The sequence below is a fragment of the Pedobacter rhodius genome (assembly GCF_027213645.1).
Taxonomy (GTDB): domain Bacteria; phylum Bacteroidota; class Bacteroidia; order Sphingobacteriales; family Sphingobacteriaceae; genus Pedobacter; species Pedobacter rhodius.
In genome coordinates, this window is sequence record NZ_JAPWGL010000002.1 from 751,380 (window position 1) to 768,303 (window position 16,924).

A 16,924-nucleotide genomic window follows, 5' to 3' on the forward strand; every position below is an offset into this window, starting at 1 on the left:
TTAAAATCGTTTGAAAAACAAAAAATTACTTCTTGTTGTTATATTCGCGTTAAATATTTCGAAACCTAACTCTAAATGAATTTTTTAGAATCACCATTATATAAATCACTCTTTAACGATAATATTCCAAGGATAATTCTTGATGCGAATGATCCCGATTTTACAATTATTGATTATAATGATGCTTTTAAATCGGCCACTTATACGATCGAGAGAAATGTTAAAGGACAATCGGTTTGGGTAGCTTATCCAAAAGACGATACGAAAGAGGGTACTAAAATTTTAGCTGAAGGCTTGAATAATGCTGTCAAGACCAGTAAAAAAATTCAACTCCCTCCTTTTCAATATGATATACCATCAGCTGACATGCGCTCAATTGAACCGAGTTGGTGGCAGGTAGAGATAGAACCAATTGCAGGCGCAAACGATGAGGTAGATTTTTTGCTCATTAAAACCTTAAATATTACAGATAAAATTAAGGTAAATGATACAATCAGCAATTATATTGAACGCGAGGAAATTTTAAACAGAAAATTATTTGACACTTATGAAGAGCTAGCTTCGTCTAACGAAGAACTTCAGACCAATTTAGAAGATTTACGAACAACAAATGAGGCGTTGGCAAATTCAAGGCGGGACCTTCAAAGCCTGAATGCAGAACTGGAAAACAGAATACAGGAACGCACCAAAGATCTTCAATCGAGCAGACTCCTTCTTCAGAATATTGTATCTACGGCAAATGTTGCCATGACACTCTTAAAAGGTGAGTCGTTAGTCATTGAGCTGGCCAATCATAAAATGCTTGAAATATGGCAAAGACCGCTTGAAGCCGTTGAGGGTAAAAAGATAACCGATGTGTTTCCGGAACTTAAAACGCAACGTTTTCCAAAGCTTTTAGCGGATGTATTTAAAACCGGTAAACGTATTGCCATGCCGGAAGTGCCGGTCGATATATCTTATCCAAATGGCGAAATGAAATTAATATATGTTGATTTTTCATATGATCCGATTTTTGGAACCGGTGGAAAGGTGGAATATATATTAGCGACAGTCAACGACATTACAACCCAGGTAGAAAATTTCAAACAGCTTGAAGAAAGCAAATCAGAACTGCAGGCAATAACTGAGGAATTGGCCGCATCAAATGAAGAGTTATCTGCTACGAATGAAGAACTGGCAACCACTAATGAAGAATTACAGGAGGCTCAGGAAAGTTTATTTGTAAAAAATGAAACGCTTGCTGAAACGGAAGAAAGCTTAAGACTCGCACTGGCTTCGGGTAATTTAGGTACTTACAGTGTTGTTCCGAGTACCGGTAAATTTGAAATATCTCAAAAGGCAAGAGAATTTTATGGGCTGCCTTTAAATGAAGAAATTTCCTGGGCAGATGTTACAGCAACGGTAGTTCCGGAACATGTACAGGTAATTGAGAGAGCAAGGGTTAAGGCACTTGCAACCAATCAACCCTTTGATGTACAATATCCGATAATTCAACCTAATACAAACGAAGTTAAATGGATTAGGGTAGTTGGAAAAAGTGTTCCGCCAACAAAGCTGAGACCGGCCAGATTTTTAGGGGTAATCATGGATATAACCACCGAAGTTGAACATCGCCTGGCCATCGAAGAAAGTGAAGCTCGTTTCAGAAATATGGCTGAAGCAACTGATGTTTTTATTGCAGTAGGCGATTTAAATGGAAATGCAACCTATTTTAACAACGCCTGGACCAGGGTTACAGGGCGTTTAATGCACGAATTATTGGCGTTTGGCTGGGTAGATTTGATTCATCCTGAAGATAAAGAGCGGTATGTTAACTTATACTTATCCGCTTTTGAAAAACAAGAACCTTTTACCGGAGAATTCAGGATACTGGGAACAGATGGTGAATATAAGTGGCTATTGGCCAAAGGTACACCACGTTTCCACACAGATGGTACATTTATGGGATACATCAGCTCCAGTGTCGACATTACTGAACTTAAGAAAGATGAAATCAGAAAAAATGATTTTATCGGTATGGTAAGTCATGAGCTTAAAACACCATTAACAGCAATAAGTGGTTTTGTACAGGTGCTGCAGGCCAGGGCTAAAAAAACCGAAGATAATTATGCATTGTCGGCACTTAACAGGGCTTATAATCAGGTCAAAAAAATGACCACCATGATTAACGGCTTCCTGAATGTTTCCCGCTTGGAATCCGGCAAATTACTGATTGAAAAGACGCAGTTTCAGCTGGATGAATTATTAAAGGAACTTATTGACGAAAGCGATATTGTACAATTTTCACACGAAATTAAGCTTGAGATAAAGGAGCCGGTTAGCCTGTTTGCTGATAGGGATAAAATTGGTAGTGTTGTATCGAACCTGTTGAGTAATGCGGTTAAATATTCTTCAGCAGGGACCCGTATTGATGTAAGTTGTGAGGTGATTGATAATAAAGCTTTGGTTAGCATAACTGATCACGGCATCGGCATAGATGCTGAAGATACTGAAAAACTTTTTGACAGGTATTATCGCGTAAATAAACAGCATACAGTTTCGGGTTTTGGCATAGGGCTTTATTTAAGTGCAGAAATTATTGAAAGGCACAATGGAAAAATTGGTGTGACTAGTAAAGTGGGTGAAGGTTCAACTTTTTATTTCGAAATTCCCTTAAACGAAAGTTAATTTCATTCATCGTTGGATAACTATCGGATGCGGGGATGAACGACGCGGTAATTTTCCTGATAAATTTAATTTCAAAAAGATTGCCGCCTGCGCGGGAAAGACGATTTGAGAATTAACACTGGACCATGCTAAGCGGCAGAAAATTCGTGTAACCACCCCCAGCCCCAATGTCGTTAACCTGAGCATTATCGTTGTCAGTTTGAGCTTGTCGAAGACCATTCAGTAAAAAACAAAAAATATTTGTCCTTCACTTCGACTTTGCTCAGTGCAAGCTAGCTCAGGATAACAATATTTTTGTGTTTTTTTTGCTTATGTTAAGCCAATACCCCGGTTTTTTTCTTCCGTAGCAGGAAGACTCCATGTCATGGAACAATTCGGTGATCAGTTTAAATGACGAATCGGTCGCTCTGAAGCTAAAAAAAATATTTTGAAAATTAGTTAAGGAATGTCCCCCCTAACTTGTCCCATTTGCCCTTTATTTCTTTTAAAATCTTCTGATATCTTTATCGTATAAAAAAATTTATTTATGGCAACTGATAATACAACTCCGATTACAATTGAAGCAACAGTAAACACAACTGTAGAAAAAGTTTGGGAATTCTGGAACAATCCGGAGCACATTAAAAATTGGGCTTTTGCATCTCCTGAATGGCATGCACCAAATGCAGAAAATGATTTACGGGAAGGCGGAAAATTTTCGACCACGATGGCTGCACGAGATGGTAGTATGAGTTTCGATTTTGGCGGAACTTACACCACGGTTGAAACGCATAAACTGATTGAATATGTACTGGACGACGGCAGAAAAGTAAAAATACTTTTTGAAGGTGAAGGAGATAAAACCAAAGTTACAGAAACGTTTGATCCGGAAAACACAAATCCGCTTGACATGCAGAAAGGCGGCTGGCAAGCCATTTTGGATAATTTTAAACAGTATACGGAACAACACTAAAACCTAAGCATTAAACATTTAATAAAATGCGCTTTAAATGGTTAACGCTACAAAAGATCTTTAAAGATTTTTTGTAGCGTCATGTCTATGAACCACTTTTATAAGAGATTTCGCCCCACCATTCGCCACCTGTTATATCGACGTAATACTGACCATTTTCATTTTTAAGATTTTTTGGTTTATTATTCAGGCGGAAATTGGCCACGGTATTTTCTCCGTTTAGTTTAAGCCTGGCCGTTACGCCTTTTGGAACGGTTACGTTAAATTTCATACCAGTCTTTGTTTTTGTCCATGAAACAGATGTCTTCCCAAACTCGGTAACTACATCACCATTTGCATAATCCAGGTTTCCTAATCGCGGGTCGATAACCAGCTTTTTATTCCATACTGGTCCGTCGAGCCTTACCCCCAATACATAAGCACTTAAAAAGTAGGCCGGAAAAACACCATAAATATGTACCTTGCTTCCTTCTTCAAAATAATGTTCCCAGGCGGTCTGCCAGTCGTAATCAAGTGTAGCTTTCCATCGCTCACGAATCATATCTAATATTTTCTCATCTGTTTTGCCCTTATTTTCGGCATACATTTGTTTAAAGCTGTAATAATAAGTCATGAAACAATAAGGTTTATCCCATTTGTTTTTTAAAAATTGCTTCATACTATCTAAACGACTTTTTGGTACCACCTCCTGGTCAATTGCAAAAATTGCAGCTTCGAAAGTTGGTTCCGCATAGCCATCTTTAATGCTGATGTCCATTTTTTGTGCTGCGAATATTTTTCTTGCAGCAGCTTCATTGTCTATATAGGCACTGTAATAAGTGCCCTTGTCTTTATTCCACAAATATTTGTTAATTGCAGTTCGGAGCTTTTGTGCTGCATCGCCGAAATAGGCCGCTTCTTCATTTTGCCCGATTTCTTTTCCAAGGTAAGCCGCATCGGTAAGTGCTTTAAATATAAAAGCATTTAAGCCTGTGCCTTCGCAAACCTGGTAGCGTAATGGATTTGTAGATACTTCCCATTCTCTGGCCTTAACCAATCCTCTCTCTGTACGGCGTTCCAGAAACCAGTTTAACTGACGGGTTACAGGAAGCCATATTTCCTTAATAAAGGCTTTATCTCCCGTACTTTCATAATACCTTCTGACCCCTTCTACCCAATCACAGGTACGGTCTTCCATGTAGCCATGAATGTCCCATCTGTCTGACGCTGTATGTGCTTTCACCCGTCCGTCTGGTTGTTGACTCAAAGCCGTACGGCGTAACATTTCTTTTAATAAGCGGGCATCGGCGTACATTTTTTTCCCGTTAAGATCGGGGCCTGCCATCGCGGTGCGGGTAACATCAAAGGCTGGTGGGTCGCAGTCCATCCATTCTACACGTTCGCGATCGGCACAATCGACATAAGCGTCTTCACTAAGTATTTGTAAAGAGCGGGTTAGCCTGTCCCATAATTTATTGAGCATCTTATCGCTGCTTTGAAAACTTCCTATCCGTTCGAAAGGGTATGTCCTTTCTGTTAAATTCAATCGATTTAATTTCAGATCGCCCTTTGTTGCGTAAATGATAAAATTTTTCGTTCCGTAAGTATCGTAAGTTGTATAGTTTTGCAGGCCATTGCGTGTGGTGTAGGTGTTATTTAATTCACCGTCTTTATCGAACAGACGCAAAACTGCGCCCGCTTCCGCCTGCAAATCCAGGCTAAGGTAAGCCTGGTAGTAATCGGGTAGCCTGACTTTAAGTGTATCGCCTTGCTTTATCGATATAGGGAAAAGCCTGGCCGCAGGTTTTGTATTGATGGTTAAATTAGGGATGATGGTTTCTTTCAGAAATGGAAGTTCCTGTTTACGAAGTGCATAGAAATTTGTTAAATTTTTAACTTTTACTGCATTGGCCCAGGATTGATCGTTAAAAGTACATGAAGTATAATTCGCAGGCATTTTACGGGCATCAATATTTTCACGTATAGACGACCAGGCGAATGAGCGGTTCAGGTAAGCATATTCAGGGGATACCTTCCAGCTATTGTCTGTTTTTATCTGACGTTTTGCAGCATCTTTTAAATCTATAAGGGCAGTAAAGCCCGCCTCATGCGCCATAATTTGTCCGGTGTGGTCAAAGCGATGGACCACCACCACCACTACATTTTTTCCTTTTTTCAGGTAAGCCGCTATATTGGCGCTTGCATATTGTGGTCCTTTATTTTCAAAACGTACAGGGCCACGCATTAAATATTTTCCGTTAATAAATACAGCAAAACGGTTGTAGGCAAAGAGATTTAAAGTTGCAGATTTACTAACTTCAGCTACTGAAAAACTTTTTCTGAAAACGACATGCAAATCACCTTTTATGCTGCTATCCTGAACATTCCAGATGTAATTTTTATCTAAGATTTTTGATATTTTATCTTGTGAATAAGCATCGATAGAAAACGTAAACAGAAATAATATAATGATTGAGCAAATTATTTTCGGAAAATGTCTATTCATTTTTTTCTTTTTGAAGTACATAAATAAGTAAGATACCATTATCAATCGCGTGCAAAAGCCCTTATAAACCAAACGAAGCGGTAATTGCCGCTTCGTTTGGTTAAATCTTATTATAATTAATATCCGGGGTTTTGTGTCAACAGGTTATTTAAATTAAGTTCATCCTGTGGAATTGGGAATAGTAATCTGTTTACCGTTACATTAAACGCCAGGGGCGAAATATCAGGACGTGTAGGTTTAAGTTTCGCACCGTATGCATTCATTACGGTAATCGCTTGTCCTGTACGTACTAAATCCAGCCAGCGGTGATTCTCGAATGCCAGTTCTATCCGACGTTCTTTAGCAATAGCAGCACGCAAATCTGTTTGGCCGGATGCGGCATAAGTCGTAATTCCTGCCCGGGTCCTTACCTGGTCTAGGTAGGTAATGGCTTCCGCATTTTTCCCTTGTTCATTTAAGCTTTCTGCCAGTAATAAAAGGGCATCAGCATAGCGGTAAACAGGCCAGTCATCGTTTGTATTGTTGTATTGAAAGTGAGGCAGGTGCAAATATTTATTTACATAAACCTGCTGTACGGTATTACCCGAACCATCCACATAAGAAGTAGCAATAGATGCCGCTTTTCGTTTGTCATTTGGCTCATATGCAGCAATCAGATCGGCTGAAGGAATATTCCATCCGCCCGTTGTCTGGTTATTACCAACAACTCCGGTAAAGTTTATAGTACTGGCTGTTGCAGGCAACATCTGGTAAACGATGCCGTTTTGCAAACCCACCAGGCCTTGAAGATACTGAACTTCAAAGATCATTTCTGCATTGTTTTTATTAGCAGGCAGGAAAATTGATGCATAATCCGGCAACAGGCTGTAGCCTAAGGTGGTTACTTCTTTCAATACCCGCTCTGCATCTGCATATTGTTTCAAAGTCATATAAACATAACCCAACAACATTTTTGCAGCACCTTTTGCCACCTGACCTTTAACGACAGGTGTATTGGGCATCAGGTTTGCAGCATCAGTTGCATCAGCAATAATCTGCTTATAAACATCGGCTTTAGGCGAACGTGGTAGTTTGGTTTCAGCGACACTATTAACCTCTGATAAATCAGTCAGGTATAATGGAACATCTCCGTAATATTGTACCAGTTCAAAATAGTAAAATGCCCTTAGAAATTCGGCCTGCCCCTTTAAGTTGCTTTTTAAAGTTGCATTAATGGTTGAGGCGTCAATTCGCTTTAAAACTGCATTGGCACGCGAAATTCCCTGATAACAAAATACAAATTTATTTTTGGTATTGAAGTTATTGGGCACATCAATAAAACTGGCTATTTCATATTTCGAAATAAACTGCCCGCCTGAAATGGTTGCGTTGAATACATAATTAGCATTGTCAGAACGCATTTCACCCATTACATAGGCATCGTTATACAAGCTACGTAATGAAGCATAAATTCCTGTAACCGCCTGCCTGTAATCATCGTCGGTAACATAGGTCGCATTTGAAGTTACCCTGGTTTGTGGCAATATTTCCAAAAAGCTTTTCTTGCACGAACTGCCAACTATCAGCAGCAGTACAATCATGAGTGTTCTTGTTTTCATGTTATTTTTTTTATCAAACAGGTTCATGATTATTTAAGGTTTAAGTTAACGCCGAAATTAAAAGTACGCGGTACAGGATATGTGGTATTATCAATACCTTGAACCAAGCCGGTTGAGTTGCCGTTATAGCTGTTAACTTCAGGGTTTGCACCATTGTATTTTGTGAATACAAATAATTGCTGCACACTGGTGTATACCCGTAGGTTTTTAAGGTATTTATTGTCTTTGAATGGTAAGGTATAACCTAATGTTACGTTTTTAATGGTTAAAAAGCTACCATCACTAACCCAGCGTGAATTGGTGTTCCGCTCAATTGTGTAGGCCCCTGCCTTCGGATGAATACCATCTCCCGGATCCTGAACGGATTTCCATCTGCGGGCAACGTCTTTTGTTACATTGAAAACACCGTCAAGATTTTGAATGTACTCCAGCGTTCTGTTTTGAATATCATTCCCATATGAACCGGAGGCTACAATTGCAAAGTCGAAATTTTTATACGTCAGGTTGTTGGTTATTCCGAACGTAAAATCCGGATTTGGATCACCAATAACGGTTAAGTCGTTCAGGTTGATAACACCATCTCCATTAACATCGGCCATTTTTACAGTACCTACAGCAGAGTTAGCATATTTAGGAGAAGAATCAAAATCTTGCTGATCTTTATAAACACCAATAAATTTATAACCATAAAATAAACCAATAGGGCTGCCTACCTGGTTAATACTTGGGTTATTAGGGTCGCCTCGTGGTAACAGCCCAACATATGGATCAACGTTAACAACTTTATTTTTAATAAACGTAATGTTAAAATTAGTTGACCATTTTAATGCGCCTACCAGGTTTTGGCTGGTAATGGCGAATTCATGACCGGTAAACTTAAACTTGCCGGCATTGGTGGTTACCGAAGAATATCCTGTAGCTGATGGTACATCTACATTCAGCAGCATATCCGTAGTAATCTTATTAAAATAATCGTAGGTAAAAAATATACGGTTATTAAACAAGCCTAAATCAAAGCCGACATCCAGTTGCTTCGATTTTTCCCAGGTTAAGCCCTGGTTTCCAATATTGCCAAGGGCGAAGCCCGGAGAAAGCGTGCCATTGTATGGATAATTGGTGGTCGTAGTATTAACCAGGTAGCTGTAATTACCAATATTGAAATTTCCGTTCAAGCCGTAACCTGCCCGAAGCTTCAGATTTGAAACTGCAGTGAAGTTTTTCATAAAATCTTCATCACTAATGTTCCAACCTGCAGATATGGCCGGGAAATTTCCGTATTTTACATTTGAACCAAATCTCGAAGAACCGTCACGACGGAAGGATGCCGACAACAGGTATTTCCCTTTATAATTATAATTCAAACGTGAAACCAATGAGGCTAAAGACCATTCCTGCGTATCATAACTAGGAACAAACTGTGTGGCCGCAGCTAATGATTGTATCTTATCATTTGGGAAACCGGTTGCATCGACATTACTATAGTCGCTATGGTATTTTTGTGCTGTGTAGCCTACAAGTACATCAAAATTATGGTCACCAAAAGAACGGTTATAGTTCAATGTATTTTCTGTCAGCCACGAATAGTTTACAAAATTACGCTCGGTAGCGCTGGTTAAATTTGGTGGCGGCGCAAACAGTGAGCCAGATGTTGAAGGGCTGAAACGATTATACTGTTGGTTGGTATAATCGATGTTTACACTTGTTTTAAAATTTAAGCCTTTTACAAGCTCAACAGTTCCAAAAGCATTCGATAAAATACGTCCGGTACGGGTATAATTTTTAACCTCCTGCGCTACCCGATACCAGTTAGGATTAGGGAAAAGACCAGTTGAGGTTGCAATTAAAGGCAATGAACCATCAGCATTCATATACGGTGCCAATGGTGATGTAGCAATGGCATTTTGGATAATACCGCCACCAAATATGTTACCATCCGTATTAGGGGTATTATTAGTCGCATAACTTGGCGCAACATTAAGACCTATAGTAACCCTATCGTTAAATTTATATTCTGAATTTAGGCGTAGTGAATAACGCTTATAATCCGAATTGATGAGTACCCCTTTCTGGCTGATGTATCCAACCGTAGCCGATGTACTCAGCTTATCTTTTCCACTGGTTAATGATAAACTATAATTTTGTATAGGCGCTGTTTGCAACAGTACATCGTACCAATCGGTACCGCCACCGCGATATTGAGCAGGATTCTGGTATTCGGCAGGAATGCTGGTTGCTGTACCGGCCTTTATCCTGTCGCTATATAACTCTTTTTGAAATTGTGCAAATTCTTCGGCATTCATCATATCAGGCCGCCCTTTCTGAGGTACCGATTGTATACCATAAAACGCGTTAAAACTCAGGTTAGACTGCCCCTCTTTTGCTTTTTTAGTTTGTATCAGGAACACGCCATTGGCAGCTCGTGAACCATATAATGCGGTGGCAGATGCATCTTTTAATACCGAGAAACTCTCGATCTCGTCGGGGTTGATATTACTTATATCACCTACAATCGGGAAACCATCCACTACATATAAAGGCTGGCTGCCTCCACCTATGGATAATGCACCCCGAATACGCACCGACATGCCCTGGCCGGGGATACCGCTGGTTTGGTTAATTTGTACACCAGCTATTTTACCCTGTAATTTTTGAGAAAACTGTGTTACCGGAAGGTCTTTTATCTCGCTGGCATTAACTGTACTTATCGAGCCTGTAACATCGGCCCTTTTTTGCGTACCAAATGCCACCACAACCACCTCATTTAAGGTACTGCTTTCAGGTTGCAGGGAAATACTAAGGCTGGTTTGATCGCCTATCGTTACATCCTGTGTTTTGTAACCAATGTACTTAAATGTTAGTATGGATGATTTACCTGCAACAGTAATCCTGAAATTTCCGTTCGCGTCGGTTGTTGCTCCGTTTGCTGAACCTTTTTCGATAATTGAAACACCGATTAAAGGCAAGCCTTTTTCATCTTTCACCGTACCAGACACTGAAATGCTAAGTCGGGCTTTAGCACCGGAAATTATAATCAGATCATTATTACGCACCTCATATTTAAGCGAAGTTTTGCTGAGTAGTGATTGTAATATTTCATCTACCGAAACATTTTTCATTTCTATTGAATTGTTTTGGTAGTCAGGTTTCAGCAACTCATCATTATAAAGAAAACGATAATGCGAAACTTTTTCAATTTGTTTTAGCGCTTTTTTAAGGGATACATTTTTCAGGGAAATATCCATCTTTTGCTGTCCAAATCCTTTTGAAAAGACTTGTGTAGAAAATGCCAGCACGAAAATTAGGATAAATTTAAACATAATAAGAACCTTAAATGGCACACTTAACCCCGCCCGCATGGCGTGGCAATGAAGATTTTTCATACTTTTGTGTTTGATTTTGGTTTATAATTGGTTTTGAAAGGGCCGATATGTAGACACATATCTAATTTAAGACGGGGAATGCGCCAACATTTCCCGTTTTTTTTTGCGCAGCTATTTATTCATAGGCATAATTAATAAAGGGTTATATGGTTTTTAGTTATTTTATAATGGAAATAGCTGGCCGATTGTAATTCTGACAATGCCTGCTCAATGGTTTCATTTTTAAACTGTCCGGTAAATTTGTTTTGACGCAATGCTAATGACTCAATACTGATGCTGACATTATACCTTCGCTCCATTCTTTTGGCTAAATCCATCAGGTTTTCTTCATCAAAAGCAAGTATATTCTCAGTCCATTGTACTTCTAAAGGAATTTTCTGATTGGCAACTGAATGTACTGTCCGCAAAGTTATCAATGCAATATCATCGGTTGATGGCGTAACAACGGTTTCTTTACTATTTTCATTTTTCACCAAAATTTTTTCCATAGGGCGAACTATAAATTCTTTTTCCGGTTTTTTTAGTACCGTCAGATCAATGCGCCCGGAAAGTAACGTCGTTTCTGTAATCTTGTCGTCGGGATAAGCACGTACATTAAAGCGTGTACCCAATACTTTGATGCGAATAAATGGTGTGGTAACTAGAAAAGGATGACGGGCATCTTTTGTTACATCAAAAAAAGCTTCACCAGTTAAAAAAACTTCCCGCTGATTTGCGCCAAAGCTTTTCTTATAAGTAATCTTACTGCCCGAATTTAGTAATACCTTCGTTCCATCTGAAAGCTGGATTTTAGTGATTGCGCCCATCGGGGCTACAATTACATTAGTTTTATTATCTTCGTCGCTCGCTCCAGACAGATAAATAAAGGCTATAGCAGATATTAATATTAAAGCTGTACACAAAGAGCCAAATATGAAATGCCTGTATTTTTTAAGAAGCGGGGTTCTTTCACGAACTTTTGGGGGTGAAGCTTTTTCTGCAGAAAGCAGCTTTTTCTCAAATTTTCCCCAGCGTACTTCTTTATCCTTTTGCGTTACCCCTCCGTTTTTAACCCAGGTTTTTTCGAGGATATCAAGTTGATATTTACTGGCAGGATCTTCATCTAAAAGTTTCGCTAATAGTTCCTGTTCGTCAGCGGTTGCTTCGCCCGAAAGTTTTTTACCGATGAGTATCCAGATTCTATTTAGCATACAATACTATTGTCTACTAATCAAGACCTGGAAAATCGCAAACACCCTAGTGTAAATTAAAAATTAATTTGGTAATACTTTATTAACTTTAAATTTATGGATTGAAAAAGTTTCTTCGGCAAGACTTTTAGCAATACTTTTTAACGCATTGCCCATATGATATTCTACTGTTTTTACAGATATATTTAAGTGTAAGGCTACATCTTTGTATTTCATCCCTTCATTTTTTACGAGTTGATATACATTGCTGCATTGTATGGGCAGGGCATTTACAGCCTGTTCAATAATATTTAATGTATCTTCTGCATATAAGTGTTCTTCACCGGTAGGCGCATTATCTTTAATCTCTATATTAATTTCTTCGATTTGAATAATATCCGAAAGATACGAACTCGATAAATGATTAAGTGAACGGTTTTTTACGGAAGCGTAAAGATAGCTTTTGAAATTAACAATTTCGGTTGCATGCGCCCGGTTTAACCAGATACGTATAAAAACATCGTCGACAATTTCCTCCGCCACTTCATTTGATTTTACAAAAGAATATGCAAATTTTAATAAAACAGTATTAAAGAACATGTATAGTTTCTTTAATGACGAATGATCATCATTAGCCATTCTGGCCAGTAAAAACCGTATTTCTGCCTCGCTCATAATGAATTGGTATATTTTGAAACCCTAGTAGATTAGGTAGGGAGCGTTTCTACAAATCAAACAGTAATATTTGGTTATCCAATGTATGTAATTTTTTATAATTTGTGTTATTTTCTAACTTATTTTAACCAAATCAAAAGTAGATTGAATATTGAGATAATAGTTGTCTAAGATTTACATATTAATACCATCTATTACCCGAAGTTCATAATATTGCGCTATGCTCAGCTGAAAAATTTGGAATAGGCCTTCAATATTGTAAACCATAATTTTAATTTCAAAATCAGAATGTTACCTTAGCCATAACCGATTAAATTCCATGCACATGAACCAGAAAATCATCAACTTGTACGATAAGTACACCCATAGCCAGTTAAGCCGGAAAGAATTTATGAAAAGGCTTGCAATCCTGACCGGCAGCACGGCTTTAGCATTAACTGTTTTACCTTTATTAGAGAATAACTATGCTTCTGCTGCAGCGTTTGAAAGTGATGAAATAACTTCAGAAGAAATAACCTTTCCGGGTGCTGAAGGTGATATGAAGGCTGTTTTAGCTAAACCAAAAGGCAAAAAGAATCTGGGCTCTGTATTGGTTATACACGAAAACAGGGGTTTAAATGCGCATATTATCGATATTACCAAACGTGTTGCAGCGGAAGGTTTTATCGCTTTGGGTGTAGATGCCTTATCGCCATTCGGCGGTACACCTGCGGATGAAGATAAAGGAAGGGAATTGATAGGGAAATTAGATCCGGAAAAGAATCTTCAGAATTATCTAAGAGGAATTGAATTCCTGCGTAAAATTAAAGGCGGAAATGGCAAAGTTGGTTGCGTTGGCTTTTGCTGGGGTGGCGGCATGGCGAATAAACTTGCGGTAAACGATCCTAATTTACAAGCGGTAGTAGCTTACTATGGCGCACAACCTGCAGCAGCAGATGTACCAAAAATAAAAGCAAGTGTAATGATGCATTACGGCGGTTTGGATGAGCGTATAAATGCGGGTATTCCTGCTTATGAAACTGCCTTAAAAGCGGCAAATATTGATTACAAAATTTTTATTTACGACGGCGTGAATCATGCATTTAATAATAACACCTCCCCAACCCGGTATAACGAAGCTGCAGCAAAATTAGCCTGGCAACGAACTATAGATTTATTCAGGCATAAAATAAGTTAAATTTTTTCTGCTTAACTAAATTGCGCTAAATGAAAAATACCGTTTGTGGCTTTATAATTCTTTTTGTGCTTTGTGCATGTACCAGAAATTATAAGGCCGACGAGGTTGATATTTCAAAACCTCCTGCTAATGCATCCAATTCAGCCTTTAAAAACTATTTAGGCGTTAACGCATTTGAATGGGATTTTGTAGAAGATAAACAATCTGACGTAATTAGCGAAAGGAGAATAGCCGTTCTAAAATCCTTCGGCGGCATCAGACATTATCTGGATTGGGAAAGAATGGAAACGGAAAAAGGGAAATACACCTTTAATCCAACGCATTCAGGCGGTGCCTATTATGATGTAATGTACGCCAGATTAAAACAGGAGGACATTGATGTTTTAGCTTGCATTAAAAATGTTCCGGGCTGGTTTTTGAAAGGTTATCCCAAAGATCAGCAAGGTGCAGACAACACGCCTGTACCTTTTGGTTACGACAAAAGCAAACCCGAATCTTACATCGCCCAGGCAAAAATGGGCTTTCAGTTTGCAGCAAGGTATGGTGCTAGCAAAAATATTGATTCGGTATTGCTTACTGTAAATAAATCTCCAAGATGGACATCTGATAACATCAATACGGTAAAAATTGGTTTAAACCTTATTAAATATGTAGAATGTAATAATGAACCTGATAAATGGTGGGCTGGAAAAAAGGCACAACAGACTGCAGAGGAATATGCAGCAAATTTATCTGCATTTTACGATGGAGACAAAGGTAAATTGGGTAAAAATGTGGGTGTAAAAAATGCTGACCCTGGTATGCAGGTCGTAATGGGCGGTTTAGGAGATGCAAAACCTGAGTTTGTGGAAAAAATGATTCTATGGTGCAAAAAAAACAGGGGACTTAAACCTGATGGAAGTATAAATCTTTGTTTCGATGTAATTAACTACCACCTTTATGCAAACGATGCATTTGTAAACGGCGGCAAAGCAACAAAAGGTGTTGCGCCGGAATTATCTGAAATTGGCGGTATGGCAGGTAAATTTATCGCAGTGAGGGATAAATTCTGCAAAGAGATACCTGTTTGGGTAACGGAAACCGGTTATGATATCGGTAAAACACCACAAGGTGCAATTTCTATCGGTTCAAAATCTTCTTTAATTACGCAAGCAGACTGGAATTTGCGCACAGCGCTTTTATACGCCCGGCATGGCATTGCAAGATGTATGTTTTACATGTTTGACGACGCCGGTGGCCCTAATAACCCTGTACAGTACAGCAGTTCAGGTTTTCATGATGATTTCAAAAAAAGGCCTTCCGCAGATTATTTCCTGCAAACCAAAAAACTATTGGGAAACTATTTTTACGCCAGAACATTAAGCAATGAGCCGGTAGTTGATTTATATAAGCTCGGCAAAAAAGAAATATATGTTTTAACGGTACCCGATCAAAAAGATAGAAAAGTTACTTACCAATTGAATTTAGGTAACGCAAAGCAAGCTGTAATACATACTTTACAGGTTGGTAAAGATGATATGTTTCGCAAAACGGTGAATATCAAAGGCGGAAAATTGACTTTAAAAGTAACTGAAACTCCTATTTTCGTTGAAAAAATATAATTAACCTCAGTTAATCCGTTCACAAATATCATCCGATTGCCATCTGATACGAACTTAGGCACGGGCCGTGTGAAAGTGTGGGGCAGTCTTTTTTTTGTAATAGATATCGTAAACTCATATCAAGAAAGATTGCCTGCCTCGGTGGGCAGGTTTCGTTGGCTGAAATAGCCGCCTCACAAAGACGATTTAATGAGTCAATTATTTACTTCAAGTTGATAAATAAGCCCTTTATTTCCTGCCAGTAAAACTGAATTGCCCTTTTTAGCCTTCTGAACCGAATTAAAACTCACATCAGAAATGTGTTTCCAGTTTTTACCGCCATCAGTAGAAACATCTGTTCCGGATGTTCCTGTAGCAATCAGAGTGTTTTTATTCATGTACGCAACACCCGAGCGAAATCCGGCAACCGGAGTTTCAGGTTTAACCCAGGTTTTGCCACCATCATTTGTAAGTAAAACATTGTTGCTGTTGTCTTTATCTTTTACGTAATTTCCACCAACAAGCGCCCCGTTTCTGGCATCATAAAAATCAATTGAAAAAGGTCCGGTTGTACTTTCTCCCTGCCAAACCGGACATTTAAAAATTTGCCAGGTTAAACCATAATCGGGAGAGAAATATATATTCGAAACTGTTCCTCCGCTGGCAACCCAGGTTTTACCACCGGATAAAGTTTTTATCGTGGTACCGCTGGCAGCAAATCCTGCTTCACCTTTTGTTAGGGGCATCATTAAATTTGATGAAATGTCCAGCCAGTTTTTACCCGCATCGACTGTTTTCAGCAATTTCATTTTATTATTGATAGGGTCACCAAATATGATAGCCCTGTTTTTATCCCAGAACCCCAATCCGTCTAAAAAGATCGCCGTATCAATATTCTTGTAAGTTTCCGTCCAGTTTTCGCCTCCGTCAACCGTTTTTAAAATATAGGCTGGTGCGCCTGCATTAACGATTATAGCTTCCTTTTCATTGAAAGCTTCAATATCCCTGAAATCGAGTTTTTCATAACCTTTAGGCTTTATCCATTGCCAGGTTAAACCGCCGTCAATAGTTTTACCGACAGAACCATTACTCCCGCTCACCCATGTAATTTTATCGGTAACAACACTCAAGCCTCTTATACTTGTTTTGGTATTTTCATTTAAGGGTTTAAGAGAATACGTCTGGGCGGCGCAAAAAAAAGGTGCCAGAATCAGGCACCATACTAATTTCTTCATTTTAAA

The 16,924-nt window shown here is 38.8% G+C and carries 10 protein-coding genes; 4 read left to right on the forward strand and 6 right to left on the reverse strand.

Annotated features, from left to right (window positions below):
- The first annotated feature begins 75 nt into the window (after positions 1 to 75).
- Positions 76 to 2,667, forward strand: a complete 2,592-nt coding sequence (locus tag O0931_RS08580; protein WP_269415151.1) for a PAS domain S-box protein — start codon at positions 76 to 78, stop codon at positions 2,665 to 2,667.
- Between the two features lie 526 nt (positions 2,668 to 3,193).
- Entirely contained in the window at positions 3,194 to 3,619 is a 426-nt protein-coding gene (locus tag O0931_RS08585) for an SRPBCC family protein (protein WP_269415152.1), read from the forward strand.
- An 85-nt stretch (positions 3,620 to 3,704) separates the two neighbouring features.
- Here O0931_RS08585 and O0931_RS08590 read toward each other — a convergent pair whose 3' ends face one another.
- The 5 genes from O0931_RS08590 to O0931_RS08610 form a co-directional block, all read right to left on the reverse strand.
- Positions 3,705 to 6,104: an alpha-L-rhamnosidase-related protein gene (locus tag O0931_RS08590; RefSeq protein ID WP_269415153.1), complete on the reverse strand. Its 2,400-nt coding sequence runs from the start codon at positions 6,102 to 6,104 to the stop codon at positions 3,705 to 3,707.
- 116 nt (positions 6,105 to 6,220) lie between these two features.
- On the reverse strand, positions 6,221 to 7,702 hold the full coding sequence (locus tag O0931_RS08595; RefSeq protein ID WP_269415154.1) for a RagB/SusD family nutrient uptake outer membrane protein: 1,482 nt from the start codon (positions 7,700 to 7,702) through the stop codon (positions 6,221 to 6,223).
- Between the two features lie 29 nt (positions 7,703 to 7,731).
- Positions 7,732 to 11,082: a TonB-dependent receptor gene (locus tag O0931_RS08600; RefSeq protein ID WP_269415155.1), complete on the reverse strand. Its 3,351-nt coding sequence runs from the start codon at positions 11,080 to 11,082 to the stop codon at positions 7,732 to 7,734.
- A gap of 131 nt (positions 11,083 to 11,213) precedes the next feature.
- The gene (locus O0931_RS08605) at positions 11,214 to 12,272 is read right to left on the reverse strand and encodes a FecR family protein (RefSeq protein ID WP_269415156.1); all 1,059 of its coding nucleotides are present in this window, start codon (positions 12,270 to 12,272) and stop codon (positions 11,214 to 11,216) included.
- Positions 12,273 to 12,335: 63 nt separating this feature from the next.
- Entirely contained in the window at positions 12,336 to 12,926 is a 591-nt protein-coding gene (locus tag O0931_RS08610) for an RNA polymerase sigma-70 factor (protein WP_269415157.1), read from the reverse strand.
- A 274-nt stretch (positions 12,927 to 13,200) separates the two neighbouring features.
- On the opposite strand from O0931_RS08610, the gene O0931_RS08615 reads away from it, so the two are divergent.
- Together O0931_RS08615 and O0931_RS08620 are read left to right on the forward strand one after the other, a co-directional pair.
- On the forward strand, positions 13,201 to 14,103 hold the full coding sequence (locus O0931_RS08615) for a dienelactone hydrolase family protein (protein ID WP_428982667.1): 903 nt from the start codon (positions 13,201 to 13,203) through the stop codon (positions 14,101 to 14,103).
- Positions 14,104 to 14,132: 29 nt separating this feature from the next.
- Positions 14,133 to 15,704, forward strand: coding sequence for a hypothetical protein (locus tag O0931_RS08620; RefSeq protein ID WP_269415159.1), 1,572 nt, complete (start codon positions 14,133 to 14,135; stop codon positions 15,702 to 15,704).
- A 194-nt stretch (positions 15,705 to 15,898) separates the two neighbouring features.
- On the opposite strand, the gene O0931_RS08625 is transcribed toward O0931_RS08620, so the two are convergent.
- The gene (locus O0931_RS08625; RefSeq protein ID WP_269415160.1) at positions 15,899 to 16,918 is read right to left on the reverse strand and encodes a WD40/YVTN/BNR-like repeat-containing protein; all 1,020 of its coding nucleotides are present in this window, start codon (positions 16,916 to 16,918) and stop codon (positions 15,899 to 15,901) included.
- Between the last annotated feature and the right edge of the window lie 6 nt (positions 16,919 to 16,924).

Bases quoted from the DNA above. Each gene is read 5' to 3' on its own strand.
- O0931_RS08620 (WP_269415159.1), top strand. From the start codon at position 14,133: ATGAAAAATACCGTTTGTGGCTTTATAATTCTTTTTGTGCTTTGTGCA.
- O0931_RS08595 (WP_269415154.1), bottom strand. From the start codon at position 7,702: ATGAAAACAAGAACACTCATGATTGTACTGCTGCTGATAGTTGGCAGT.
- O0931_RS08590 (WP_269415153.1), bottom strand. From the start codon at position 6,104: ATGAATAGACATTTTCCGAAAATAATTTGCTCAATCATTATATTATTT.
- O0931_RS08610 (WP_269415157.1), bottom strand. From the start codon at position 12,926: ATGAGCGAGGCAGAAATACGGTTTTTACTGGCCAGAATGGCTAATGAT.
- O0931_RS08580 (WP_269415151.1), top strand. From the start codon at position 76: ATGAATTTTTTAGAATCACCATTATATAAATCACTCTTTAACGATAAT.
- O0931_RS08600 (WP_269415155.1), bottom strand. From the start codon at position 11,082: ATGAAAAATCTTCATTGCCACGCCATGCGGGCGGGGTTAAGTGTGCCA.
- O0931_RS08625 (WP_269415160.1), bottom strand. From the start codon at position 16,918: ATGAAGAAATTAGTATGGTGCCTGATTCTGGCACCTTTTTTTTGCGCC.
- O0931_RS08605 (WP_269415156.1), bottom strand. From the start codon at position 12,272: ATGCTAAATAGAATCTGGATACTCATCGGTAAAAAACTTTCGGGCGAA.
- O0931_RS08585 (WP_269415152.1), top strand. From the start codon at position 3,194: ATGGCAACTGATAATACAACTCCGATTACAATTGAAGCAACAGTAAAC.